Origin of the sequence: Pseudomonas sputi (assembly GCF_021603585.1) — a bacterium.
GTDB classification, from domain to species: Bacteria; Pseudomonadota; Gammaproteobacteria; order Pseudomonadales; family Pseudomonadaceae; genus Aquipseudomonas; species Aquipseudomonas sputi.
Genome location: NZ_BQHI01000003.1, coordinates 207,431 through 230,918, shown reverse-complemented (window position 1 = coordinate 230,918; position 23,488 = coordinate 207,431). Strand labels below are relative to the sequence as shown.

The 23,488-nt window shown below is 61.6% G+C and carries 24 protein-coding genes; 10 read left to right on the top strand and 14 right to left on the bottom strand.

Going from position 1 to position 23,488, the window contains the following annotated elements; all coding sequences use genetic code 11:
- Positions 1 to 12 precede the first annotated feature (12 nt).
- The 3 genes from L6D81_RS05935 to xerD all read right to left on the bottom strand — a co-directional run bounded on the left by L6D81_RS05935 (position 13) and on the right by xerD (position 3,221).
- Positions 13 to 1,317, bottom strand: coding sequence for a homoserine dehydrogenase (locus L6D81_RS05935; protein ID WP_236178273.1), 1,305 nt, complete (start codon positions 1,315 to 1,317; stop codon positions 13 to 15).
- Positions 1,318 to 1,449: 132 nt separating this feature from the next.
- The gene (dsbC, locus tag L6D81_RS05930; RefSeq protein ID WP_236178272.1) at positions 1,450 to 2,181 is read right to left on the bottom strand and encodes a bifunctional protein-disulfide isomerase/oxidoreductase DsbC; all 732 of its coding nucleotides are present in this window, start codon (positions 2,179 to 2,181) and stop codon (positions 1,450 to 1,452) included.
- Positions 2,182 to 2,324: 143 nt separating this feature from the next.
- The gene (gene xerD / locus L6D81_RS05925; RefSeq protein ID WP_236178271.1) at positions 2,325 to 3,221 is read right to left on the bottom strand and encodes a site-specific tyrosine recombinase XerD; all 897 of its coding nucleotides are present in this window, start codon (positions 3,219 to 3,221) and stop codon (positions 2,325 to 2,327) included.
- A 107-nt stretch (positions 3,222 to 3,328) separates the two neighbouring features.
- On the opposite strand from xerD, the gene L6D81_RS05920 reads away from it, so the two are divergent.
- Positions 3,329 to 5,140 (top strand): cation:proton antiporter, encoded by a 1,812-nt coding sequence (locus L6D81_RS05920; protein ID WP_236178270.1) that lies wholly within the window; start codon positions 3,329 to 3,331, stop codon positions 5,138 to 5,140.
- 109 nt (positions 5,141 to 5,249) lie between these two features.
- Here L6D81_RS05920 and L6D81_RS05915 read toward each other — a convergent pair whose 3' ends face one another.
- From L6D81_RS05915 to ffh, 6 genes are all read right to left on the bottom strand, one after another.
- Entirely contained in the window at positions 5,250 to 5,663 is a 414-nt protein-coding gene (locus L6D81_RS05915) for an acyl-CoA thioesterase (protein ID WP_236178269.1), read from the bottom strand.
- 90 nt (positions 5,664 to 5,753) lie between these two features.
- Positions 5,754 to 6,104: a 50S ribosomal protein L19 gene (gene rplS, locus L6D81_RS05910; RefSeq protein WP_003175895.1), complete on the bottom strand. Its 351-nt coding sequence runs from the start codon at positions 6,102 to 6,104 to the stop codon at positions 5,754 to 5,756.
- Positions 6,105 to 6,149: 45 nt separating this feature from the next.
- Positions 6,150 to 6,902 (bottom strand): tRNA (guanosine(37)-N1)-methyltransferase TrmD, encoded by a 753-nt coding sequence (trmD, locus tag L6D81_RS05905; protein WP_003221981.1) that lies wholly within the window; start codon positions 6,900 to 6,902, stop codon positions 6,150 to 6,152.
- A gap of 3 nt (positions 6,903 to 6,905) precedes the next feature.
- Positions 6,906 to 7,442, bottom strand: coding sequence for a ribosome maturation factor RimM (gene rimM, locus L6D81_RS05900; RefSeq protein ID WP_011332613.1), 537 nt, complete (start codon positions 7,440 to 7,442; stop codon positions 6,906 to 6,908).
- A gap of 5 nt (positions 7,443 to 7,447) precedes the next feature.
- Complete coding sequence (rpsP, locus tag L6D81_RS05895; RefSeq protein WP_003185073.1) at positions 7,448 to 7,699, bottom strand: 30S ribosomal protein S16; 252 nt, start codon at positions 7,697 to 7,699, stop codon at positions 7,448 to 7,450.
- A gap of 250 nt (positions 7,700 to 7,949) precedes the next feature.
- Positions 7,950 to 9,326, bottom strand: a complete 1,377-nt coding sequence (gene ffh, locus L6D81_RS05890) for a signal recognition particle protein (RefSeq protein ID WP_236178268.1) — start codon at positions 9,324 to 9,326, stop codon at positions 7,950 to 7,952.
- Between the two features lie 209 nt (positions 9,327 to 9,535).
- On the opposite strand from ffh, the gene L6D81_RS05885 reads away from it, so the two are divergent.
- The 3 genes from L6D81_RS05885 to L6D81_RS05875 all read left to right on the top strand — a co-directional run bounded on the left by L6D81_RS05885 (position 9,536) and on the right by L6D81_RS05875 (position 13,154).
- Entirely contained in the window at positions 9,536 to 10,348 is an 813-nt protein-coding gene (locus tag L6D81_RS05885; protein ID WP_007954625.1) for a cytochrome C assembly family protein, read from the top strand.
- 12 nt (positions 10,349 to 10,360) lie between these two features.
- The gene (locus tag L6D81_RS05880; protein ID WP_236178267.1) at positions 10,361 to 11,602 is read left to right on the top strand and encodes a transporter associated domain-containing protein; all 1,242 of its coding nucleotides are present in this window, start codon (positions 10,361 to 10,363) and stop codon (positions 11,600 to 11,602) included.
- A gap of 235 nt (positions 11,603 to 11,837) precedes the next feature.
- Positions 11,838 to 13,154, top strand: coding sequence for an MFS transporter (locus L6D81_RS05875; RefSeq protein ID WP_236178266.1), 1,317 nt, complete (start codon positions 11,838 to 11,840; stop codon positions 13,152 to 13,154).
- 46 nt (positions 13,155 to 13,200) lie between these two features.
- Here L6D81_RS05875 and purT read toward each other — a convergent pair whose 3' ends face one another.
- From purT to L6D81_RS05850, 5 genes are all read right to left on the bottom strand, one after another.
- Positions 13,201 to 14,382: a formate-dependent phosphoribosylglycinamide formyltransferase gene (gene purT / locus L6D81_RS05870; RefSeq protein ID WP_236178265.1), complete on the bottom strand. Its 1,182-nt coding sequence runs from the start codon at positions 14,380 to 14,382 to the stop codon at positions 13,201 to 13,203.
- Between the two features lie 100 nt (positions 14,383 to 14,482).
- Complete coding sequence (locus L6D81_RS05865; RefSeq protein WP_236178264.1) at positions 14,483 to 14,950, bottom strand: preQ0 transporter; 468 nt, start codon at positions 14,948 to 14,950, stop codon at positions 14,483 to 14,485.
- Between the two features lie 64 nt (positions 14,951 to 15,014).
- Positions 15,015 to 15,230: a DUF1289 domain-containing protein gene (locus L6D81_RS05860; protein ID WP_236178263.1), complete on the bottom strand. Its 216-nt coding sequence runs from the start codon at positions 15,228 to 15,230 to the stop codon at positions 15,015 to 15,017.
- Entirely contained in the window at positions 15,227 to 15,751 is a 525-nt protein-coding gene (locus L6D81_RS05855) for a gamma carbonic anhydrase family protein (protein WP_236178262.1), read from the bottom strand. The genes L6D81_RS05860 and L6D81_RS05855 overlap by 4 nt, the downstream gene beginning before the upstream one ends.
- Positions 15,752 to 15,798: 47 nt before the next feature.
- Positions 15,799 to 16,398, bottom strand: a complete 600-nt coding sequence (locus L6D81_RS05850) for a CoA pyrophosphatase (RefSeq protein WP_236178261.1) — start codon at positions 16,396 to 16,398, stop codon at positions 15,799 to 15,801.
- A gap of 148 nt (positions 16,399 to 16,546) precedes the next feature.
- Between L6D81_RS05850 and L6D81_RS05845 the strand changes: the two genes are divergently transcribed.
- From L6D81_RS05845 to ptsP, 6 genes are all read left to right on the top strand, one after another.
- A complete protein-coding gene (locus tag L6D81_RS05845) occupies positions 16,547 to 17,098 on the top strand; it encodes an NUDIX hydrolase (protein WP_085608171.1) in 552 nt (183 codons plus the stop codon).
- Positions 17,099 to 17,199: 101 nt separating this feature from the next.
- Complete coding sequence (locus L6D81_RS05840) at positions 17,200 to 17,715, top strand: L,D-transpeptidase family protein (protein WP_236178260.1); 516 nt, start codon at positions 17,200 to 17,202, stop codon at positions 17,713 to 17,715.
- A gap of 330 nt (positions 17,716 to 18,045) precedes the next feature.
- Positions 18,046 to 18,777 carry a GntR family transcriptional regulator gene (locus L6D81_RS05835; RefSeq protein WP_236178259.1) on the top strand — a complete coding sequence of 244 codons (732 nt, stop codon included), beginning with the start codon at positions 18,046 to 18,048 and terminating at the stop codon, positions 18,775 to 18,777.
- Positions 18,778 to 18,807: 30 nt separating this feature from the next.
- On the top strand, positions 18,808 to 19,914 hold the full coding sequence (gene nagA / locus L6D81_RS05830) for an N-acetylglucosamine-6-phosphate deacetylase (protein ID WP_236178258.1): 1,107 nt from the start codon (positions 18,808 to 18,810) through the stop codon (positions 19,912 to 19,914).
- Positions 19,895 to 20,917, top strand: coding sequence for an SIS domain-containing protein (locus L6D81_RS05825; RefSeq protein ID WP_236178257.1), 1,023 nt, complete (start codon positions 19,895 to 19,897; stop codon positions 20,915 to 20,917). Before nagA ends, L6D81_RS05825 begins: the two co-directional genes overlap by 20 nt.
- Positions 20,918 to 20,952: 35 nt before the next feature.
- A complete protein-coding gene (gene ptsP / locus L6D81_RS05820) occupies positions 20,953 to 23,466 on the top strand; it encodes a phosphoenolpyruvate--protein phosphotransferase (RefSeq protein WP_236178256.1) in 2,514 nt (837 codons plus the stop codon).
- The last annotated feature ends 22 nt before the right edge of the window (positions 23,467 to 23,488 follow it).

Sequence of the window (23,488 nt, the reverse complement as noted above, 5' to 3'; positions counted from 1 at the left end):
AAGGAGATCGGCTTAGTTCAAGTGCTCGACGCGGATCCGCACAACCGGACCGACCACGCCCGCCAGCGCTTCAAGGGCGGCGATCGCATCGTTGATGTGCTGTTCCAGCACACGGTGGGTCAGCAGGATCATCGGCACCAGGCCGTCGTGCTCCTCGACTTCCTTCTGCATGATCGACTCGATGTTGATGCCGCGCTCCGAGAGGATGCTCGCCACCTGAGCGAGTACGCCCGGATGATCCTTGGCCTGAATGCGCAGGTAGTAGGCGCTTTCGCAGGCTTCGATCGGCAGGATCGGGTGGGCCGACAGCGAGTCCGGCTGGAAGGCCAGGTGCGGCACGCGATTTTCCGGATCGGAGGTCATGGCGCGAACCACATCCACCAGATCCGCGATGACCGACGAAGCGGTTGGCTCCATGCCGGCGCCGGCACCGTAGAACAGAGTCGAACCAGCCGCGTCGCCGTTGACCATCACCGCGTTCATCACGCCGTTGACGTTGGCGATCAGACGATCGGCCGGGATCAGCGTCGGATGTACGCGCAGCTCGATACCGGCGGCGGTGCTGCGTGCCACGCCCAGGTGCTTGATGCGGTAGCCCAGCGCTTCGGCGTAGTTCACGTCGGCGGTGGTCAGCTGGGTGATGCCTTCGGTGTAAGCCTTGTCGAACTGCAGCGGAATACCGAATGCGATCGATGCCAGGATGGTCAGCTTGTGCGCGGCATCGATGCCTTCGACGTCGAAGGTCGGATCGGCTTCGGCATAGCCCAGTGCTTGGGCCTCGGCCAGCACGTCTTCGAAGGTGCGACCCTTCTCGCGCATTTCGGTGAGGATGAAGTTGCCGGTGCCGTTGATGATCCCGGCGACCCAGTTGATACGGTTGGCGGACAGGCCTTCACGGATCGCCTTGATCACCGGAATGCCGCCGGCTACCGCCGCTTCGAATGCCACGATCACGCCTTTCTCGCGTGCCTTGGCGAAGATTTCATTACCGTGAACGGCAATCAGAGCCTTGTTCGCGGTGACCACATGCTTGCCATTCTCGATGGCCTTGAGTACCAGCTCGCGGGCAACGGTGTAGCCGCCCATCAGCTCTATGACGATGTCGATCTCAGGGTTCGTGGCCACTTCGAAGACATCGTTGGTAATCGCAATACCGGTCGTCTGGAACTGAGGCTTTGGCGTGCGCATGGCAATTTGTGCCACTTCGATTCCACGCCCGGCACGACGAGCAATTTCCTCGGCGTTGCGCTGAAGTACGTTGAAGGTTCCGCCACCGACGGTCCCTAACCCACAGATGCCTACTTTGACCGGTTTCACTGTGAACTCCCCATAAAACGGCCGACACGAGGCCGGCCGTGAAAACAACCGCAGGTTCGCGGCTCTCTGTTGATGGCCCGGCAATCCAGCCGCCGGACCACGCTCGTCAACGCCTGAACGTGACGATGCGAATTACTTCGCGCCCAGCGCCAGTTTGGCGACTTGTGGCGCAGGCTGGTAGCCCGGAATGACTTGTCCATCGGCCAAAACGATGGCCGGTGTGCCGTTCACGCCGATCGACTGACCGAGGGCGAACTGTTTGGAAACCGGGTTATCGCACTTGGCGGCCTTGATTTCCTTGCCATCGACCATTTTGTCCATGGCGGCTTTCTTGTCTTTCGAGCACCACACGGCTTGCAGCTGTTCGTCACCCGGCGAGCCGAGGCCTTGGCGCGGGAACGCCACGTAGCGCACTTCGATGCCGCGCTTGTTCAGCTCGGGCACTTCGGCGTGCAGCTTGTGGCAGTACGGGCAAGTGGTGTCGGTGAACACGGTGATGTGCGACTTGGTTTCGCCCACGGCCGGGTAAACCACGGTCTCGGCCACCGGGATCGCATTGATCAGTTTGGAAATACCCAGGCGCTCGGTCTTCTCGGTCAGGTTGACCGGTTTGCCATCCTTGAGCTGGAACATGTAGCCCTGAACGATGTACTGGCCGTCGGCGCTGGCGTAGAGCACGCGGCTGCCCTTGAGCTTGACTTCGTACAGGCCCGGCAGCGGGCTGGCGGTGATGGTGTCCACCGGCACATCGAGCTGGAGGTTTTCCAGGCTTTGGCGAATCGCTTTGTCGGCCGCGTCATCGGCGACGGCAAAGGTGCTGACCAACGCAATGGCTGCGGCGGCGAAAATCTGGGTCAGACGCATGAGAACTCCTGAAGGCGGACAAATGGAACGATCAGAACGCCCGTGCCGGAACACCGGGTCATAACCGCCCATCGTGCAAACCGGCAAAGCCTACCACATAAGGCTGGCGTGGCCGAATGCGCCTGTCGCAAGACAGAATGCGCTCAGCCGCGCGGGTGATGCTTGGCATGCAGATCCTGCAAACGCGCCCGGGCGACGTGAGTGTAGATCTGCGTGGTCGACAGGTCGCTGTGGCCCAACAGCATCTGCACTACCCGCAAGTCGGCGCCATGGTTGAGCAGGTGTGTGGCAAACGCGTGACGCAAGGTGTGCGGCGACAGCGACTTGCCGATCCCGGCGACCTTGGCCTGATGTTTGATACGGTGCCAGAAGGTCTGGCGAGTCATCTGCTCGCCGCGCTGGCTGGGGAACAACACATCGCTGGGACGCCCGCCCAGCAACTCGCTGCGACCGTCGCGCAGGTAGCGCTCGACCCAGACAATCGCTTCCTCCCCCATCGGTACCAGCCGCTCCTTGCTGCCCTTGCCCATCACCCGCAATACGCCCTGACGCAGGTTGACCTGTTCCAGGGTCAGGCTGATCAGCTCGGTGACGCGAAGACCACAGGCATAAAGCACTTCGAGCATGGCGCGGTCGCGCTGGCCGATGGCTTCGCTCAGATCCGGCGCCTTGAGCAGCGCTTCAACGTCGGCTTCCGACAGGGATTTGGGCAACGGCCGACCGAGCTGGGGCATATCAACACGCAAAGTCGGATCAACCGAAATCAGTTTTTCCCGCAGCAGGTAGCGATAAAAGCCACGTACGCCGGAGAGAAATCGCGCGGTAGAGCGCGGTTTGTAGTTCTGTTCCAGACGCCAGGCCAGGTGATCGAGGATCAGTTCGCGACCGGCATTGATCAGTTCGAGACCTTGCTCCTGCAACCAGCCGTTGAACAGCGCGAGATCACTGCGGTAGGCGTTGCGAGTGTTGTCGGAGAGACCTTTTTCCAGCCAGAGGGCGTCGAGAAACTGGTCGATCAGTGGGTGGTCGATGGCAGGCATGGGCGCTCAAGACACGCAGGTTTGGCACTGCGCGCAAATAAAGAGTGAACGGTTGAAAAGGCCGCTAGTCTTTCATAGCCCGCTATTTCAAGGAACAGGGAGCCTCAATGAACGAGCAGCAAATTCTGTTGGCTTTCGGCGGTATCGGCGCTGCTGCGCTGGGCTGCCAATGGCTCGCCTGGCGCCTGAAGCTGCCGGCGATTCTGTTTCTGCTGCTGACCGGCATTCTGGCCGGCCCTGTGCTGGGCTGGCTCGATCCGCAGGAAATGTTCGGCCCGCTGTTGATGCCATTGGTGTCGCTGGCGGTGGCACTGATTCTGTTTGAAGGCAGCCTGACCCTGCACCTGTCGGAATGGCGCGAGATCGGCAGCGTTGTGCATCGGCTGGTCACAGTCGGCGCACTCTCGACCTGGGTTGTGATTGCAGTCGCGACCCACTGGCTGCTGGGCTTCGACTGGCTGCTCGCCATCCTGTTCGGCAGCCTGACCCTGGTCACCGGGCCGACCGTGATCGTGCCGATGCTGCGCGTGGTGCGGCCGAAGGCTTCGATCGCCAACATCCTGCGCTGGGAAGGGATTGTGATCGACCCGATCGGCGCGTTGCTCGCGGTGGTGGTCTACAGCTTCATCATCGCCAGCGCCGAGGGCCACGGTCTCAAGCAAAGCCTGCTGACCTTCGGCGGAGTGATTCTGTGCGGAAGTCTGTTCGGAGTGGCCGGCGGCTGGCTGCTGGGCACGATCATCCGTCGTCAGTGGCTGCCGGAATACCTGCACAACCTCGCGTCGCTGGCCGCGGTGCTGGGGATATTCATCGCCGCCAACCAGGCCGTGCACGAATCCGGTCTGCTGGCGGTGACGCTGATGGGTATGTGGCTGGCGAACATGAAGGGGGTGGATGTGCGGCACATCCTGCACTTCAAGGAAAACCTCAGCGTACTGCTGATTTCCGGGCTGTTCATCCTGCTGGCGGCGCGACTGGATCTTGACGCGCTGATCGGTCTCGGGCCGCTGGTACTGATTCTGCTGCTGGTGATTCAGCTGATCGCCCGACCGCTGAACGTGGTGCTGAGTACTGCGGGCTCCAGCTTGAGTTGGCGTGAACGTGCATTGTTGTGCTGGATTGCCCCGCGCGGGATCGTCGCGGCGGCGGTTTCGGCGATCTTTGCGATTCGCCTGGATGCAGCGGGCCATGAAGGCGCGCTGTTACTGGTGCCGCTCACTTTCGCGGTGATCATCGGCACCGTCGTGCTGCAAAGTGCGACTGCCCGACCACTGGCACGCCTTTTGAAGGTTGCGGAGCCTGCACCCAGCGGTTTCCTGATCGTCGGGGCGAACGGGCCGGCGCGCCTGCTCGGCAAGGCGCTGCAACAGCTGGGCAGCCGCGTGCTGCTGACGGATTCAAGCTGGGAAAATATCCGGCTCGCGCGCATGGATGGCTTGCCGACTTACTTCGGCAATCCGGCCTCGCAGCATGCCGATGCGCACCTGGACCTGGTTGGACTGGGGCATTTGCTGGCGCTGTCACCGTCGGGCGAACTCAACACGCTGGCCGCCATGCGCTTTCGACATGACTTTGGTCATCAACGCCTGTTCGGACTGGCCAGCGGTCAGGAAAGCCGTCGCAGCGACAAACACCGCGCCAGCCTCGAACATCGCGGCAATCAATTGGGGAGCGAGGCGCTGACTTACGCCAGATTCGCCAGCCAACTGAGTCAGGGTGCCGATCTGTACAGCACGACGCTCACGGACGGGTTTGGCTGGGACGATTACCGTGCGCTGCATGGCAACCGCGCGACGCTGCTGTTCATGCGCGACGACAGTGGCTGGGTGCATGTGGTCTCGCCGGAAACCGTGTTGAAGCCGGGACCGGGGTGGACGTTGCTGGCGCTGATTCAGCCTGAGCCCAACGCCGCCGAATAAATGGAATCGCGGGCAAGCCCCACAGGTTTCATGTCGTGCACAATCTTCATGCTCGACACAGACACTGTCGGAGCTGGCTTGCCAGCGATAGCCGCGATGCGATTTCAGGTCAAGCAGCAAAACCCGGCAGCACGGGCACCGGACGCTTGTCATCATCGATCGCAACAAAGCTGAACTGCCCGTGAATGGCTTTCTCACGGCCGTCGCAGCTCATGCTTTCAACGAACACCTCCACCTCGACCTTGAGACTGGTGTTGCCGACCTTAATCACTCGCCCGACCAGTTCGACGATGGAGCCTGCCGGGATCGCGTGATTGAAGTCGATGCGATCGGTCGACACCGTCACCAACGGCAAACGGCAGAACCGGGTGGCGGTGATGAAGGACACTTCGTCCATCCAGGCCAGCGCAGTGCCGCCGAAGAGCGTGTTGTGGTGGTTGGTGGTCGGCGGGAATACCGCCTTGGTCACGCGGGTCACCGAGAGCTCGGTGCGGCGTTCGATTTCTTGCTCGCGAGCGGTCATGGGTCAGGCCTGAAACGGAATGCTGTGGATAAATTGCGGGCAACAAAAAAGCAGCCCGTAGGCTGCTTTTTTCTGCATCGGAAGCTGGACTTAAGCCAGTTTTTCCTTGATGCGAGCTGCTTTACCCGACAGGTCGCGCAGGTAGTACAGCTTGGCTTTACGTACGTCACCGCGACGTTTAACAGCCATGCTGTCGATCTGCGGGGAGTAGGTCTGGAAAGTACGTTCTACGCCAACACCGTTGGAGATTTTACGTACGGTGAACGCACTGTTCACGCCGCGGTTACGCTTGGCGATGACAACGCCTTCGAACGCTTGCAGACGGGAACGATCGCCTTCCTTCACTTTCACCTGAACGACGATGGTGTCGCCCGGGGCAAAGGTAGGGATTTCTTTGGTCATCTGCTCTGCTTCGAGTGCAAGGATGATTTTGTTGGTCATGCTGTGCTCCTAAGGTAAATCGTCTGATCTACCATCGATACGTTGTTAACTATCGTCCCGCTCGCGGATGTATTCCTCGAGCAGCTTCTTCTCTTCTCCAGAAAGCGAGCGGCTTTCCAGAAGATCGGCGCGTCGTTCATAGGTCCTACCAAGGGACTGCTGTAAACGCCAACGCCGGATATGCGCGTGATTGCCACTCAGCAACACGTCGGGAACACGCTGATCCGCATACACCTCAGGTCGGGTGTAGTGCGGGCAATCCAGCAGACCATCCGTAAAGGAATCTTCCTCAGCGGAATCCGCATGCCCTAAAGCTCCGGGCAGCAGTCGTGTAACCGCATCGATCATGACCATGGCCGGCAGCTCGCCGCCAGACAACACATAGTCACCAATCGACCACTCTTCATCGACATGAGCCTCAATAAAACGCTCGTCAATGCCTTCATAGCGACCGGCAATCAGGATCAATGCATCCGATTTCGCCAGTTCGCGTACCGCCGACTGAGTCAGTTGACGGCCTTGGGGGGACAGGTAAATCACCTTCGCCGCCTCCCCGGCTGCTGCCTTGGCCTGAACCAGAGCATCTTCCAGGGGTTTGATCTTCATCACCATGCCCGGACCACCGCCAAACGGGCGATCGTCCACAGTGTGATGCCGATCCGTCGTGTAATCCCGCGGATTCCAACAGGTCAGCTGCAAGAGCCCCTGTTTGACCGCACGACTGGTAATGCCGTACTCACTGATGGCCGAGAACATCTCGGGGAACAGCGTAATGACGTCTACGCGCAGGCTGGCCATTGCTTAGAAGTCCGCGTCCCATTCCACCCTCATCACGCCTGCTTCCAGGTCGATTGCCAGCACGCATTGCTCCGTATAGGGCAACAACCGCTCGCGATCATCCAGGCTGCCAACGCAGGGCTTGACCACCAATACATCGTTCGCGCCGGTCTCCAACAGGTGATCAACCTTGCCGAACAATTGTTCGTCCTGGTTGATGACGCTCAGACCTTCCAACTGGTACCAGTAGTACTCGTCGGCAGTCAGGTCGGGCAAAAGGCTTCGCGGGATGCAAATCTCGTAACCGCTCAGAAGACGGGCTTCATCGCGATCGTCGAGGCCTTTGAGCTTGACAACCAGATCCTTTTGAGTGGATCGGCCGCTGACCAGCTCGACCTGTTTCACCACGCCTTCGCGCCGAAGCGTCCAGTTGCGATAGCCCAACAGGTTTTCAATCGGATCGGTAAAGGAAAAGACCTTCACCTCGCCGCGAACGCCGTGAACCGAAAAAATCTTGCCGACAACGATCAGGTCATCAGCTTTTTCTGGCGTCGCGCTCATACTGCTCAGGCTGCAGCCTTGGCAGATTCCTTCAGCAACTGAGCAACACGCTCAGAAGGCTGTGCACCAACGCTCAGCCAGTAGGCAACGCGCTCTTGGTTCACGGACAGACGGATTTCCTGACCACGGGCAACAGGGTTGAAGAAGCCAACCTGTTCTTTGTGGGAACCGTCACGCGGGTTGCGGGAGTCGGTTACGGTCAGGTGGTAAAACGGGCGCTTTTTGGAGCCGCCAAGGGCAAGACGGATTGTTAGCATGTGAACATCGTTCCTGTAGTCGGTGCTGCAAATCTAAATGCACAGCGGGCATGGGTGCCCGAAAGGCCGCATATTCTAAGGAATATCCGGACTTTTGCAAATGACTTTTTCCGGCGCCTGTGGCAGGCCGTGCAGATTTGCGATAGAGCCGTCGATGAAAACGGCCAGTCAGCTCCCGCCGAGTGCGGGTTTGCTGTTGATCCTGCGTCCTTGCAGGGTCTGCGCCGGTGCGACGACCGGCGCGGATTCTTTACATTTTCGGCATGCCGCCGCCGGGCAACATTCCGCCCATGCCGCGCATCATTTTCGCCATTCCGCCCTTGGCGGAGAATTTCTTCATCATTTTCTGCATCTGCTTGTGCTGCTTGATCAAGCGACCGATGTCCTGCACCTGGGTGCCGGAACCCATGGCGATCCGGCGCTTGCGCGAACCGCTGATCAGCTCAGGGTCGCGGCGCTCGGCCGGGGTCATGGAGTTGATGATGGCTTCCATCTGTTTGAACTGCTTCTCTGCGGCGTTCTGGGCGTTACCCATTTGCGAGAGATTGACGCCGCCGATGCTCGGCAGTTTGTCCATGAGCCCGCCAAGGCCGCCCATGTTCTTCATTTGTTGCAGCTGATCGCGGAAGTCTTCGAGGTCGAAGCCCTTGCCCTTCTTCAGCTTCTTGGCCAGTTTGTCGGCCTTTTCCTTGTCGAGGGTCGCTTCAGCCTGTTCGATCAGGCTGAGCACGTCGCCCATGCCGAGGATCCGCGAAGCAATCCGCTCGGGGTGGAACGGATCGAGCGCTTCGCTCTTCTCGCCCATACCGATGAACTTGATCGGCTTGCCGGTGATCGCGCGAACGGACAGCGCGGCACCACCACGGGCATCACCGTCGACCTTGGTCAGGATTACGCCGGTCAGCGGCAGCGCATCACCGAAGGCCTTGGCCGTATTGGCCGCGTCCTGACCGGTCATGGCGTCGACCACGAACAGGGTTTCGACCGGGTTGATCGCGGCGTGCAGCGCCTTGATCTCGCCCATCATCTCTTCGTCGATGTGCAGACGACCGGCGGTGTCGACGATGACCACGTCGATGAATTTCAGTTTGGCTTCTTTAATAGCCGCGTTGGCGATGTCGACCGGCTTCTGGCTCAGGTCGGACGGGAAGAACGTCACGCCAATGTCGTTGGCCAGGGTTTCCAGCTGCTTGATCGCCGCCGGACGGTAGATGTCCGCCGACACGACCATGACCGACTTCTTCTTGCGCTCTTTAAGGAAGCGCGCGAGTTTGCCGGCGGTGGTGGTTTTACCGGCACCCTGCAGACCGGCCATCAAAATGACGGCGGGCGGCACGGCGCTCAGGTTCAAATCTTCGTTGGCCGCACCCATCAGGCTTTCGAGTTCGGCCTGAACGATCTTCACGAACGCCTGACCCGGGGTCAGGCTGCGCGACACCTCGGTGCCGACAGCGCGTTCCCTGACCGAATTGACGAAGTCCTTGACCACCGGCAGGGCGACGTCGGCCTCGAGCAACGCCATGCGCACTTCGCGCAGGGTATCTTTGATGTTGTCCTCGGTCAGCTTCGCCTTGCCGGTGACATGGCGCAGCGTCTGCGAGAGACGGTCGGTTAAGTTTTCAAACATTGCGCGATCCTTTCAGGCCCTGTGTAGACCGGGATAATGGCGGCCCAGACCGGAATCAACATGTGCTCGGCGAGCCTGCGGCGTGGGCAGGTCGCGGATTATAGCGAAGACTGCAGCTGGCGGACACCTCGCTGTCAGCTTGCCGGTCTTTCGTGCAACGGCGGTTCTATGCCAAACTCAGCCCCTTTCGGGCTTGCCTAACAGGATTTATGCTCCCCTTGTCACCGAGTTTGCTGACCACCCTCGCCGCCGCCCTTCTCTACGCCGCTGCGACCCTCTATCAGGGCACCCGCCTGGCCACTGGCGCCAAGGCCAACAAGCGCCTGCTGGTCTCGCTCGGCGTCCTCGCCGTGCTGGCCCACAGTGCCAGCCTGCTCACCCATTTATTGACGCCGATCGGCCTGGGCCTGGACTTCTTCAGCGCCTCAAGCCTGATTGCTGCGGCCGTCATCGCCCTGACCCTGCTGGCCTGCTCGCGGATCCCGGTGGAAAACCTGCTGGTGCTGTTGTTCCCGCTGGGTGCGATCACAGTGCTGCTGGCGCAGTTCGCACCGACCGGCACGGTGCAGGTCATCGATGAAGAACCGGGCATTCTCGCGCACATCCTGCTGTCGATCCTCGCCTACGGCATGTTCACCATCGCGGTGTTCCAGGCCTTGTTGCTGCTGGTGCAGGATCACCAGCTCAAGCACAAGCATCCGTCCGGACTGATCAAGAACTTCCCGCCACTGCAAACCATGGAAAGCCTGCTGTTCGGTTTCCTCTGGGCCGGCTGGACGCTGCTGTCGCTGTCGCTGATCTCCGGCTGGCTGTTCGTCGAGAACCTGTTTGCCCAGCACCTGGTGCATAAAACCCTGTTGGCCTGCCTGGCCTGGATCGTGTTCAGCGTCCTGCTGTGGGGGCGTAACCGCCTTGGCTGGCGCGGCCACAAGGCAATCCGCTGGACCCTCGCCGGTTTCTGCCTGCTGATGCTCGCGTATTTCGGCAGCAAACTGGTTCGTGAATACATCCTGCACATCTGACGGGCGGCATAAATGGACGGTTTGCCCATAGGGCCGATGCTCGCGGTATTTGTCCTGCTGATTCTCTGGTCTGGGCTGTTTACCGCCGTCGAAGCGGCGCAACAGCACCTGCTGGCGCAACGCACCGCATCCCGCGCCAGCGACAAGCCCCTGGCGAAACTCAGCTTCCCGCTCGACAGCCTGATCCTCTGCAATACCCTGTGCCGCGCCCTCGCCGTCATTCTGGCCACGCTGCTGGCAATCTTTCTCTGTGAAGAAAACGGCCCCTGGGCGGCTTGCCTCGGCGCCGGCGCCCTGCTGCTGGTTTTTGCCGACTATTTCCCCCGCGCCCTCGCCCAGCGGTATCCGGATGCGGTGTTGTCGTTCGGCAATACGCTGCTGGCCGTACCGCTGAAGGTCGTTTACCCGCTTGCCTGGCTGCTCAGCCGCGTCAGTGGATTGCTGATGCGACCGTTCATCCGCAAGGCCCAGGTGGTGCAACAGAGCGAAGACGATATGCCGGCGGAGCGTCATGACGACCCGGAGCATCCGGTGCGCCCGCATCCGGTTTCAGGCATCCATGCGCTGGACAACATCACGGTCAACGACATTCTGGTGCCACGCAGCGATGTCGACGGCATCAACCTCGACGATCCGATCGAAGAAATCACCGAACAATTGCGCAAGAACCGGCGCACTCGCCTGCCGGTCTTCCACAGCGATATCAATCAGGTCGAAGCGGTGCTCAATACCCGGCAGATTCGTCACCTGCTCGACAACGGCAGCCTGACCCGCGAAGCGCTGCTGGCGGCCAGTTACGAGCCGTATTTCGTCCCTGAAAGCACCCCGCTGCAACTGCAACTGCTGAACTTCCACAAGCAGCAGCGGCGTCTGGGCATGGTGGTGGACGAATATGGCGAGGTGCTGGGGATCGTCACCCTGGAAGACATTCTCGAAGAAATCGTCGGCGAATTCGAAAGCGAGCACAGCCTCGACAACCCGCACATCCACCCGCAAGCCGATGGCCGGATGGTGATCGATGGCGCGGCGTCGATCCGCGAACTGAACAAATGCCTGGGCTGGCACCTGCCCAGCGACGGCCCCCGGACCCTCAATGGCCTGGTGACCGAAGCGCTGGAAACCATCCCGGAAAGCGCGGTGTGCCTGAAGATCGGCCGCTATCGGCTGGAGATTCTCGAAACCGAAGAGAACCGGGTGAGCAAGGTCCTGATCTGGCACACCTCCTTGGCCCCGACACTGGCCGCTGCCCGCTAGAAAGCCCCTTGTTCAATCGTTAGCCACCTTCCTATAATCGCGGAGCTTACCCAAGCCCCGCCGAACTGCGTGCTTACCCTGCACCCGACTGGTTCCGGCCGGTTCATCGGCAATATCCGCATCACACCGACGACTGTTCCTACCTGAAGCAGCGATCGCGCCTCATCCCACATCCCTGGGTGTTCGACCATAATAATTCGCTCCAACGGAGCTCATGACTGTCAGGGATCACCGCATGACGACCAGTACCGCTTACAGCGACACCACGCCTGCCCAACCGACCAACTCCGCCACCCGCGTGGCCACGGCGAGTTTCATCGGCACGGCCATCGAGTTCTACGATTTCTACGTTTATGCCACCGCCGCTGCGCTGGTGATCGGGCCGGTATTTTTCCCGCAGACCTCCGGCACGGCGCAGATGCTCTCGGCATTCCTGACCTTCGGTATCGCCTTCCTCGCCCGACCGTTGGGCTCGGCGCTGTTCGGCCACTTCGGTGACCGGATCGGGCGCAAATCGACTTTGGTCGCTTCGCTGCTGCTGATGGGTGTCTGCACCACGCTAATCGGCGTGCTGCCGGGCTATGACAGCATCGGGGCCTGGGCGCCGATCCTGCTCTGCGTGCTGCGCTTCGGCCAGGGTCTGGGATTGGGTGGCGAATGGGGTGGCGCGGCGCTGCTGGCGACCGAAAACGCCCCGAAAAGCAAACGGGCGTGGTTCGGCATGTTCCCGCAACTTGGCCCGTCGATTGGCTTTCTGGCCGCCAACGGTCTGTTCCTGACTTTGGCCATGAGCCTGAGCGACGATCAATTCCGCAGCTGGGGCTGGCGGATTCCGTTCCTGCTCAGTGCGGTGCTGGTGATGGTCGGCTTGTATGTGCGTCTCAAGCTTCACGAGACCCCTGTGTTCGCCAACGCCATCGCCCGCCAGGAGCGGGTGAAAGTGCCGCTGGTCGAGCTGTTCAGCCAATACTGGGCACCGACGCTGCTGGGCGCCGCCGCCATGGTGGTGTGCTACGCGCTGTTTTACATCTCGACCGTGTTTTCCCTGAGCTATGGCGTATCCACACTGGGTTACAGCCGCGAGACTTTCCTCGGACTGCTGTGTTTCGCGGTGCTGTTCATGGCGGCCGCGACGCCGCTGTCAGCGTGGGCCAGTGACCGTTACGGGCGCAAGCCGGTGCTGATCGTCGGCGGTGTGCTGGCGATTCTTTCCGGATTTCTGATGGAGCCGTTGCTGACACAGGGATCGACCTGGGGCGTAGCGCTGTTCCTGTGCATCGAACTGTTTCTGATGGGCGTGACATTCGCCCCGATGGGCGCTCTGCTGCCGGAACTGTTCCCGACACACGTGCGGTATACCGGCGCATCGGCAGCCTACAACCTCGGCGGGATTGTCGGGGCCTCGGCGGCGCCGTTCTTCGCGCAGAAACTGGTGGCGATGGGTGGTTTGAGTTACGTCGGCGGGTATGTGTCGGGGGCGGCGGTGCTCAGCTTGATCGCTGTGCTGTGCCTGAAGGAGACGCGCAATAACGATTTGAATCAGGTGTCGTAAGGGCCCTGATCGCTCCCGCATAGGCGGGAGCGATCAGATGGCGGGATTACAGCTCTACAACAACAGCCTGGGAAGCACGGGTCGCCTTGGCGCGAGCCGCTTCAATCGACTCGTCGCGGGCCAGTGCCACGCCCATGCGGCGCTGGCCGTTGACTTCAGGCTTGCCGAACAGACGCAGCGCGGTATCCGGTTCGCTCAGTGCAGCACCGAGGTTGGCGAAAGCAGTCTGGGTCGACTGGCCTTCCACAAGAATCACCGCCGAAGCCGATGGACCGAACTGACGGATCAGCGGCACCGGCAATCCGAGGATGGCTCGGGCGTGCAGCGCGAACTGCGAAAGATCCTGGGAAATCAGCGTCACCAGACCGGTATCGTGCGGGCGAGGCGACACTTCGCTGAACCACACCTGATCGCCTTTGATGAACAGCTCGACACCGAACAGGCCACGACCGCCCAACGCTTCGGTCACCGCTTTGGCAACACGCTCGGATTCGGCCAGCGCCACCGAGCTCATGGCCTGTGGCTGCCAGGACTCCTGATAGTCGCCCTTCTCCTGACGGTGGCCGACCGGCGCACAGAAGGTAGTGCCGCCAACATGGCGCACGGTCAGCAGAGTGATCTCATAATCGAAATCGATGAAGCCTTCAATGATCACCCGACCTTTGCCGGCACGACCGCCCTCTTGGGCATAGTCCCAGGCTTTCTGCACGTCATCGGCGCTGCGCAGCAGGCTCTGACCTTTGCCCGACGAACTCATCACCGGTTTGACGACACACGGGAAGCCGAGGTCCTGAACAGCCTTGCTGTAGTCCTCGAAGGTGTCGGCGAAGTGATAAGGCGAGGTCGGCAGGTCCAGCTCTTCGGCAGCCAGACGACGGATGCCTTCGCGGTTCATGGTCAGTTGAGCGGCGCGAGCGGTCGGGATCACGGTGAAGCCTTCGGCTTCCAGTTCGACCAGCGTGGCGGTGGCGATGGCTTCGATTTCCGGCACGATGAAGTGCGGTTTCTCGGCTTCGATCACGGCCCGCAGGGCGGCGCCGTCTAGCATATTGATCACGTGGCTGCGATGGGCAACCTGCATGGCCGGCGCATTGGCGTAGCGATCAACGGCGATCACTTCAACGCCCAGGCGTTGCAGTTCGATCACCACTTCCTTGCCCAACTCACCACAGCCACACAGCAATACGCGGGTCGCGGTCGGCGACAATGGAGTTCCGATACGGGTCATCTCAGGTCCTCAAAGAAGCGGATCATCGAGGAAAGCAACGCCAGACGCGCTTTCCATGGGGAGAAAGCGCGGCATTTTACATGAACCTGAGGGTTTGGCTTCAGCCGGCGACAGCCTGTTTGCGTTCGCGCCAGGCCATGATCATCCAGACCGCAGTGACGCCGGCGAACTTCGAGGCCAGCGCAGTTATAAGCACCGGCGGCGTCAGCAGGTCGATCATGCCGAAGAAGATGAAGGTATCGAGGGGAATGCTCAGCGCCGAACTGATCCACAACCGATCGCGCAACGGGCGCCTGGTGAGGGTGAACACCAGCCAGTCGATGCACTCGGAGACCGCGAACGCCGTGGCGCTGGCCAGCGCAATCGACGGATCTGACGTGACATAGGACAGCACCAGCGCCGCCAGCATCGCCACGATCGCGCCATGACCGAAACGGGTCTGCACCATGTCACGCAGCACGAACACCAGCCCGCCCCAGGCCGACCAGATGATGTCCAGGTGCGGCGCGGAGGAGAAGGCGAAGTTGATCAGCACGACGCTGCTGATGTAAGCGATGAGGAAAATCATGGGCGTGACCTGTCAATTTGGCGCACAGGTTACTTCAGCCCTTCGATGACGCCAATCAAATCGGCTATTGCCCTGGCGTTTTGCCGATCATCCAGACCAGGCCACTGGCTTTCGCCCGCTCATGACACAGGCCTAGCACAACCCGGCGTTCATCATTGGTCATGCGGCTCCAGCGAGTGATCTCCTCGACCGTGCGCTGGCAACCGGTGCAAATGTCGTCTTCATCCAGCGCGCAAATGCTCACACACGGCGAGGCGACGGGTCTTTCGGGGGCTGTCATTCTTCCTGCTCGATCAGATCGCGCGCATAGCGCTGGGCGTTATGCACATAGTGCGCGGCACTGGCTTCGAGCATTTTTTTCTGCGGCTCGGTCAGTTCACGCACCACCTTGCCCGGCGAGCCCATCACCAGCGAACCGTCAGGAATTTCCTTGCCTTCGCCGATCAGCGAATTGGCGCCGATGATGCAGTTCTTGCCGATCTTTGCGCCGTTGAGGATGACCGCGTTGATGCCGATCAGGCTGTAGTCGCCGACCGTGCAGCCGTGGAGCATGGCGTTGTGGCCGATGGTCACGCCGGTGCCAATGGTCAGCGGATAGCCCATGTCGGTGTGCATCACCGTGCCGTCCTGCACATTGCTGTTCTTGCCGATCAGGATCAATTCGTTGTCGCCGCGCAACACGGCGTTGAACCAGACGTTGGCGCCCTCCTCCAGTCTGACCTTGCCCACCAGCACAGCGTTGGGGGCGACCCAGCTCTGCGGATGGGTTTCGACACGGGCGTCGCCCAGGCGGTATTTCATCTTGATTTCCTCAGGGCTCACGATGGCTGGCCATTCGAGCGATGGCTTCAGGTACTGATAAAGCTTTTCGGCGGCTCATGAAGGCTGATTTTGGCGTCATAGAGCAGGTTGATCAACTCGACGATCATGATCGCCGTCAGCCCCCAGATCTTGTATTCGCCGTAACGATAGCTCGGCACGTACCAACTGCGACCCTGATAGTCGATGCGATGGGTGTGTTCGCGCGGATCCTTGCGGAAGAACTCCAGCGGCACACTGAACACCGCAGCGATCTCGGCATCATTGGCCTGGTATTCGACAAAATCGGGAATCACCCCGACATACGGCGTGACCTTGATGCCATGCAGGGAAATCAGCGGACTGAGCGGGCCGATCACTTCGACCAGTCCCGGCGGCAGGCCGATTTCCTCTTCGGCTTCGCGCAGGGCGGTAAACACCAGGTCCGGGTCTTCCGGATCCCGTCGTCCACCGGGGAAGGCGACTTCGCCGCCGTGGGTCGAGAGCCCGCTGGCGCGCAGGGTAAGGACAAGTTCGGGTTCGTCACTGCGAGTAATCGGCACCAGGACAGCGGCCTCGGGGAAACGCGTGTCGGTCTCCAGCGTACGCGGCGTGTGATTGCTTACCCGGTGCAGTAGCTCGTCCAGCATAAGTGTTCTCGATCGGTGCCTTGCCCTGCATCATGCACCAATCAGTGCGACCGCCCAAGCCCCCGAACGGGGGTCATGTCGCGAAACGACAACTTGCCGACCGACACCGCTGCACGCCAAGATAGGCGCAGCATTCAGGAACCCCAGCATGAAATTTTGCAGCCAGTGCGGCAACCCGGTGACCCAGCGCATTCCCGAAGGCGACTCGCGGCTGCGATTCGTCTGCGACAGCTGTCAGACGATTCACTACCAGAACCCCAATATCGTGGCCGGTTGTGTACCGACCTGGGGCACCAAGGTCCTGCTGTGTCGCCGCGCCATCGAGCCACGCCTGGGCTACTGGACACTGCCCGCCGGCTTCATGGAGAACGGCGAGACCATCGAACAGGCCGCTATCCGCGAAACCGCCGAAGAAGCCTGCGCCCGGGTGCGCAATCTGAGCATCTACACCCTGATCGACGTGCCGCACATCAGTCAGGTGCATGTGTTTTTCCGCGCCGAGCTGGCGGATCTGGACTTTGCCGCTGGCCCCGAGAGCCTGGAAGTGCAATTGTTCGACGAAGCGGACATTCCCTGGGACGAGCTGGCTTTTCGCACGGTGGGCCGTACTCTGGAATGCTTCTTTGCTGACCGGCGCGTCGAGGTCTATCCGGTTCGCTCCGAATCGATCCCGCCACTGGCTCAACCGGCCATCACTTGATTTCGACGGCGACCGGCCGATAACCGGCTAACGCAGCCCGCGACAGCGCCTGCACACTATCTATAAATAAAGTATCTGCTTCATTGCTGGGGAACGTTTCAATGCGCTGGTTGCTTGCCCTGTTTTGCCTGTCGTTCGTCACCGTTTCCCAAGCGTCATTCGTGACCACCGTGACGCCTTCGAACACCCCGCTCATCGAAAAAGTACTGGTGCTCAAATCGGCTCATCAACTGCAGTTGATCGCCGACGGCAAGCCACTCAAGAGCTACCGTATTTCCTTGGGCAAAGGCGCGAAAAAGGGCCCGAAACTGATTGAAGGCGACAAACGTACACCGGAAGGTTTCTATTGGATCGACTGGCGCAAGACCAGTGAAAAATTCAACCTGTCGATGCACATCTCCTACCCGAACATCAGCGACTCTGCCCGTGCCCGCCGTGAAGGCGTAGAGCCTGGCGGCATGATCATGATTCACGGCACACCGGACTCCGAGGAAACGCCCGAACAACTGTTTCACACCCTGGACTGGACCGACGGCTGCATCGCCATGCGCAACGTCGACATGCGCGAAGTCTGGAACCTGGTGCCGGATGGCACGATGATCGAAATCCGCCCTTGATTCAGTAACAAGGCTACACGCTCTACGGGGCCACAAAGTGGCCCTTTTTCTCGACCATTGGTCGCCCGCCACAAATAAATTCAAATAAATCGCAACCTGCGGCACTTGTTCAACGGTGATACCACTTTCACCCGGAAGAACTGCCGCAGACTGCGATTTTTTGCTTTGCCGAGCCCACCTCTAATACCACTTAGAACCACCCACCCCCAAACACCCAAACCCAAAGGACTACAGGCTTTTCCACTGCGTTGACATGGTATTCAAGTGGTATTAGTTTTCGCCGAAACAGCGAGCGACAACAATCCAATATCAGCTCCGGAAGTGCCCTGCATGAACGATCTCCACGCCCTGCGCCCTGACGACTCCCAGCCGACGCCGCTGTACCTGCAACTGGCGCGCAACCTGGAGGCGGCGATCCATGCCGGCCAGTGGAAAGCCGAACAGGCGATGCCATCGGAGCGCAACCTCAGCGAACGGCTGGGGATTTCCCGGGTGACCGCGCGCAAGGCGCTGGAAGTCCTGCTCGATCAAGGCTTGATCCGCCGCCTGCAAGGTTCCGGCACCTTCATCACCCCACGCCTGGAACAACCGCTGTCGCGCCTGTCGGGCTTCAGCGAAATGCTGCGCCTCAAGGGCTTTGTGCCTAGCTCTCAATGGCTGGAGCGGGAAATCACCCTGCCCACCCACGAAGAACTGATCCGCCTCGGCCTGTCGCCGAACGACAAGGTTGCGCGCATGAAGCGCCTGCGCAAGGCCGACGACACCGTGATGGCCATCGAGATGAGCACCCTGCCCGCCTCAATCATGCCCAAGCCGCAAGTGGTGGGCGATTCCCTCTACGAACACCTCGACAGCATCGGCAAACCGATCGTGCGCGCCTTGCAGCACATCCAGGCGATCAACGCCTCGGACGAGTTCGCCGCACTGGTCGGCATCGCCCCCGGCACCGCGATGCTGCTGATGACCCGGGTCGGCTACCTGGAAGACAACACGCCGATCGAAGTCACCGACACCTATTGCCGCAACGACTACTACGACTTTGTTGCAGAGCTTCGCCGCTGATCAGCAGCCAGGCCAAACGAGAGAAGCGAAATGTCCGAAGACAACATCCTCACCGCTGACGGCTGGGTTCGCGGCCGGCTGATCCACGAACACGGCAGAGTCGTGTCGATCGAAGGTGTGCCTTGCGATCCGGCAACCAATGATCTGCCCTATCTGCTGCCGGGCTTCATCGACCTGCACGTCCACGGCGGTGGCGGCAAGGACATCATGGAAGGCGCCAGCGCTTTCGAGACCATCACCAAAACCCACGTGCGGTTCGGCACCACCTCGCTGCTCGCCACCACCATGACCGCGCCGAGTGCCGAGATTGCCAGCGTGCTCAAGGATGTAGGCGAATTCTGCGAACAGCGTCCGAGAGGTTCCGCCCGGGTCCTCGGCGTGCACCTCGAAGGCCCGTACATCAATCCCGGCAAACTCGGCGCCCAGCCAAACTTCGCCCACACCGCGTTGATGGCCGAGGTCGAAGCCTATCTGGCACTGGCTCCGATCCGGGTGATCACCATCGCCCCGGAAATCGCCGGCCATGACGGTTTGATTCGTGAGCTGAGCCGCCGTGGCATCCGCATGCAGATCGGCCATACCCTCGGCAGTTACGAGGAAGGTGTCGCCGCCCTCGAAGCCGGCGCCACCAGCTTCACCCATTTGTACAACGCCATGAGCCCGCTGCATCACCGCGAGCCGGGCATCGTCGGCGCCGCCCTCGCCCACGCCAGATTCGCCGAGCTGATCCCGGACTTGCTGCACGTGCACCCCGGCGCGATCCGCGTGGCCCTGCGCTCGATTCCGTGCCTGTACTGCGTCACCGACTCGACCGCCGCCGCCGGCATGCCCGACGGTGAGTACAAGCTCGGCAGCCACACCGTCACCAAATGCCTGGGCGGCGTGCGGCTGGCGGACGGCACCCTGGCCGGCAGCACCCTGACCATGGATCAGGCCCTGCGCAATCTGGTGAAGATCGGCCTGCCGGTCGCCGAGGCCTCGCAACGTCTTTCGCAATTCCCCGCCGACTACCTCGGCATCACCGAACGCGGGCGCCTTGCACCTGGCGCCTGGGCCGACTGCGTGCGGCTGGATCGCTCACTCACACTGACCGCCGTCATGGTCGAAGGAGAAGACATTGACTTCAAAAATGCTTGAGGAGGCGCTGTCCTCGTTCGAGGCCGTGCAAGCCCAACTGCAACAACTCGACCCTTCAATGATCGAGATCGCCGGGCGTCTGCGCCGTCAGCCGCCGCAAGTGGCAATGACCGTCGCCCGTGGCAGCTCCGATCATGCGGCGAGCTACTTCGCCTACCTGACCATGCAGCAACTGGGGATTCCGGTGGCGTCGTTGCCGATGTCCGTGGTGACCATGCAACAGGCGCCGTTGAAGGTCAGCGGTCAGGTCGCGTTCGCGTTTTCCCAGTCGGGCCAGAGCCCGGATCTGGTCAACAGCCTGCGCCTGCTGCGCAAGCGCGGCGCCTTGAGCGTGTCGATGGTCAACGCCGCCGATTCGCCGCTGGAAGCTGCCTGTGAATTCAGCCTGCCGTTGCTGGCCGGCACCGAAAGCAGCGTCGCCGCGACCAAGAGTTTCATCGCCACCCTCAGCGCCAGCGCCCGTCTGATCGCCCACTGGAAAGAAGACGCCGAATTGCTGGAGGCGCACAACGCCCTGCCCGAAGGTCTGCGCGAAGCTGCACAACAGGACTGGAGCCTGGCCATCGACGCCCTGCGTGATTGCGAGCGCTTGATGGTGATCGGCCGTGGCGCCGGTTTCGCCATCGCCCAGGAAGCCGCACTGAAATTCAAGGAAACCTCGGCGATCCAGGCCGAAGCCTTCAGCAGCGCCGAAGTCCGTCACGGTCCGATGGCCCTGATCGACGAACACTACCCGTTGCTGGTGTTCGCCCCGCGCGGCGCCGAACAGGCCGGCCTGCTGAGCCTGGCGGCCGAGATGCGCCAACGCGGCGCCCGCGTGCTGCTGGCCGCGCCGGATGACGTGAGCGAACGCGACCTGACCCTCAGCCGTGCCGAGCACCCGGCCCTCGATCCGATCCTGGCGATCCAGAGTTTCTACGTGATGGCGGCCGGTCTGGCCGTGGCCCGTGGCATGGACCCGGATCAGCCGCGACACCTGAGCAAAGTCACCCGTACGCACTGAGTCCGAACCGAACGTTTTCCTGATGAGACCGAGCCATGCACAACAACAATAAAGAGCTGACTTTAAGCGCCCCGCTCAGCGGCCCGGTGCTCACGCTCGCCAAAGTCCCGGACGCGGTGTTCGCCAGCGGCGCGATGGGCGACGGCATTGCCATCGATCCGCTGAACGACACCTTGTACTCGCCCTGCGCCGGCGTGGTGATCCACGTCGCCCGCACCGGCCATGCACTGACCGTGCGCGCCGACAACGGCGCCGAGCTGTTGCTGCACCTGGGTCTGGACACGGTGGAGTTGCAGGGCGAAGGCTTCTCGATGCTGGTCAAGGAAGGCGCGCGGGTCAGCCATGGGCAGCCGCTGCTGCGCTATGACCTGGACAAGGTCGGCCGCCAGTGCAAAAGCCTGGTCAGCCTGCTGATCCTGACCAACAGCCAGGATTTCCAGGCGCGCCCCATCACCCTGAAAACGGTGAAGGTCGGCGAGCCGCTGCTGCACATCATCGCTCGTCACAGCACAGCGGCGAATGCAGAAGAACTCGGCGGCCCGCAAGTTCACGGTCACGTGCAGGTTGCCCATCGCGGCGGGCTGCATGCGCGTCCGGCGGCGTTGATCCGTCAGACGGCGCAAGGGTTCAAGAGCCATTCGCAGCTGCATTTCGCCGGCAAGTCGGCGCCGTGCAACAGCCTCATCGGTTTGATGGGCCTGGCGATTGACGAACAGGACGAAGTACAAGTCAGTTGCCAGGGCCCGGACGCACAGGCTGCGCTGCAAGCCTTGCTCGCCGCCCTGGCCACCGCCCTGCCCGAAGACCATCACGCCGCCGCACCGGTTGCTGCCGCCCCACGCAATCGCCCGGCCGAGGCTGGCGTGTTGCACGGTGTGTGCGCCGCGCCGGGTCTGGTCGGTGGGCCGCTGTTTCGCTTGAACGCGATCAGTCTGCCGACGGACGCTGGCGATCATCAGCCCGAGCAGCAATTGCAGATTCTCGACACGGCGCTGAATCAGGTTCGCAGCGAAATCGCCGGCACCCTCGCCCAGGCGAAAAAACAGCGCAATACCGACGAAGAAGCCATCTTCGCCGCGCACCTGGCCCTGCTGGAAGACCCGGCCCTGCTCGACACCGCGCAGCAATCGATTGAAACCGGCACGGCGGCGACCCACGCCTGGAGTCAGTCCATCGACGCGCAATGCCAAGTGCTGCAAAACACCGGTAGCCCGCTGCTGGCCGAGCGCGCCAATGATCTTCGTGACCTCAAGCAGCGAGTGCTGCGCGCCCTGCTCGGCGAAGCCTGGCACTACGACGTGCCGACCGGCGCCATCGTCGCCGCCCACGAACTGACACCCTCCGACCTGCTGCAACTGAGCGCCCAAGGTGTCGCCGGTTTGTGCATGGCCGAAGGGGGCGCGACGTCCCACGTAGCGATTCTGGCCCGGGGCAAAGGCTTGCCGTGCATGGTCGCACTGGGCGCGGCGCTGCTCGATCAAGCGCCAGGCCAATCGGTGGTCCTCGACGCCGACGGCGGTCGCCTCGAGCTGACGCCGAATGCCGAGCGCCTGGCCGAAGTCCGGCAGGCGCAGATCGACCGCCAACAACGGCGCGACGCCCAGCAAGCCCAGGCCCACCTGCCGGCCGAAACCCGCAACGGCGTGGCCATCGAAGTGGTCGCCAACGTCGCCTCCAGCCATGAAGCGGCCGATGCGTTTGCCAATGGCGCCGACGGCGTCGGCCTGTTGCGCACCGAGTTTCTGTTCGTCGATCGCCAGACTGCGCCGGACGTCGAAGAGCAACGAGCTGCCTATCAAGCCGTGATCGATGCCATGGGCGACAAGTCAGTGATCATCCGCACCATCGACGTCGGCGGCGACAAACAACTCGATTACCTGCCGCTGCCGGTCGAGGCCAACCCGGTGCTCGGCCTGCGCGGCATTCGCCTGGCCCAGGCCCGCCCGGAAATCCTCGATCAGCAACTGCGCGCACTGCTGCAGGTCAGCCCGCTGCAGCGCTGCCGGATCCTGCTGCCGATGGTCACCGAAGTCGACGAACTGCTGTCCATCCGCCAAAGGGTCGATGCCCTGTGCCTGGAACTGGGCGTCAATCAACGACCGGAAATCGGCGTGATGATCGAAGTCCCGGCCGCCGCCCTGCAAGCCGAGCAACTGGCCGAACACGCGGACTTTCTGTCCATCGGCACCAACGACCTGTCGCAATACACCCTGGCCATGGATCGCGACCACGCCGGCCTTGCCGCACGGGTCGATGCCTTGCACCCGGCGTTGCTGCGCCTGATCGCCATGACTTGCGAAGGTGCAGCAGTGCATAAACGTTGGGTCGGCGTGTGCGGTGCCCTGGCGTCCGATCCGCTGGCGACGCCGGTGTTGATCGGCCTGGGCGTGACCGAACTGTCGGTGAGCCCGGTGCAGATCGGCGAAATCAAGGATCGCGTGCGCCAACTGCACGAAGCCGAATGCCAACGCCTCGCCCGGGATCTGCTCAAGCTGAGCAGCGCCGCGGCGGTGCGTCATGCCTGTCATCAACATTGGCCACTGCGCTAACAAAAACAACAAGGACAAACGC

What these genes read in the sequence shown, in the direction of transcription:
- ffh (WP_236178268.1), bottom strand. Translation starts at nt 9,326, where the DNA reads ATGTTTGAAAACTTAACCGACCGTCTCTCGCAGACGCTGCGCCATGTC.
- L6D81_RS05840 (WP_236178260.1), top strand. Translation starts at nt 17,200, where the DNA reads ATGCGCTGGTTGCTTGCCCTGTTTTGCCTGTCGTTCGTCACCGTTTCC.
- L6D81_RS05865 (WP_236178264.1), bottom strand. Translation starts at nt 14,950, where the DNA reads ATGATTTTCCTCATCGCTTACATCAGCAGCGTCGTGCTGATCAACTTC.
- trmD (WP_003221981.1), bottom strand. Translation starts at nt 6,902, where the DNA reads ATGGCCAGCCTGCGCGTAGACGTCATTACGCTGTTCCCCGAGATGTTC.
- L6D81_RS05920 (WP_236178270.1), top strand. Translation starts at nt 3,329, where the DNA reads ATGAACGAGCAGCAAATTCTGTTGGCTTTCGGCGGTATCGGCGCTGCT.
- xerD (WP_236178271.1), bottom strand. Translation starts at nt 3,221, where the DNA reads ATGCCTGCCATCGACCACCCACTGATCGACCAGTTTCTCGACGCCCTC.
- rimM (WP_011332613.1), bottom strand. Translation starts at nt 7,442, where the DNA reads ATGAGCGCGACGCCAGAAAAAGCTGATGACCTGATCGTTGTCGGCAAG.
- ptsP (WP_236178256.1), top strand. Translation starts at nt 20,953, where the DNA reads ATGCACAACAACAATAAAGAGCTGACTTTAAGCGCCCCGCTCAGCGGC.
- purT (WP_236178265.1), bottom strand. Translation starts at nt 14,382, where the DNA reads ATGACCCGTATCGGAACTCCATTGTCGCCGACCGCGACCCGCGTATTG.
- nagA (WP_236178258.1), top strand. Translation starts at nt 18,808, where the DNA reads ATGTCCGAAGACAACATCCTCACCGCTGACGGCTGGGTTCGCGGCCGG.
- L6D81_RS05835 (WP_236178259.1), top strand. Translation starts at nt 18,046, where the DNA reads ATGAACGATCTCCACGCCCTGCGCCCTGACGACTCCCAGCCGACGCCG.
- L6D81_RS05850 (WP_236178261.1), bottom strand. Translation starts at nt 16,398, where the DNA reads ATGCTGGACGAGCTACTGCACCGGGTAAGCAATCACACGCCGCGTACG.
- L6D81_RS05875 (WP_236178266.1), top strand. Translation starts at nt 11,838, where the DNA reads ATGACGACCAGTACCGCTTACAGCGACACCACGCCTGCCCAACCGACC.
- rpsP (WP_003185073.1), bottom strand. Translation starts at nt 7,699, where the DNA reads ATGCTAACAATCCGTCTTGCCCTTGGCGGCTCCAAAAAGCGCCCGTTT.
- L6D81_RS05855 (WP_236178262.1), bottom strand. Translation starts at nt 15,751, where the DNA reads ATGAAATACCGCCTGGGCGACGCCCGTGTCGAAACCCATCCGCAGAGC.
- dsbC (WP_236178272.1), bottom strand. Translation starts at nt 2,181, where the DNA reads ATGCGTCTGACCCAGATTTTCGCCGCCGCAGCCATTGCGTTGGTCAGC.
- L6D81_RS05880 (WP_236178267.1), top strand. Translation starts at nt 10,361, where the DNA reads ATGGACGGTTTGCCCATAGGGCCGATGCTCGCGGTATTTGTCCTGCTG.
- L6D81_RS05915 (WP_236178269.1), bottom strand. Translation starts at nt 5,663, where the DNA reads ATGACCGCTCGCGAGCAAGAAATCGAACGCCGCACCGAGCTCTCGGTG.
- L6D81_RS05860 (WP_236178263.1), bottom strand. Translation starts at nt 15,230, where the DNA reads ATGACAGCCCCCGAAAGACCCGTCGCCTCGCCGTGTGTGAGCATTTGC.
- L6D81_RS05885 (WP_007954625.1), top strand. Translation starts at nt 9,536, where the DNA reads ATGCTCCCCTTGTCACCGAGTTTGCTGACCACCCTCGCCGCCGCCCTT.
- rplS (WP_003175895.1), bottom strand. Translation starts at nt 6,104, where the DNA reads ATGACCAACAAAATCATCCTTGCACTCGAAGCAGAGCAGATGACCAAA.
- L6D81_RS05845 (WP_085608171.1), top strand. Translation starts at nt 16,547, where the DNA reads ATGAAATTTTGCAGCCAGTGCGGCAACCCGGTGACCCAGCGCATTCCC.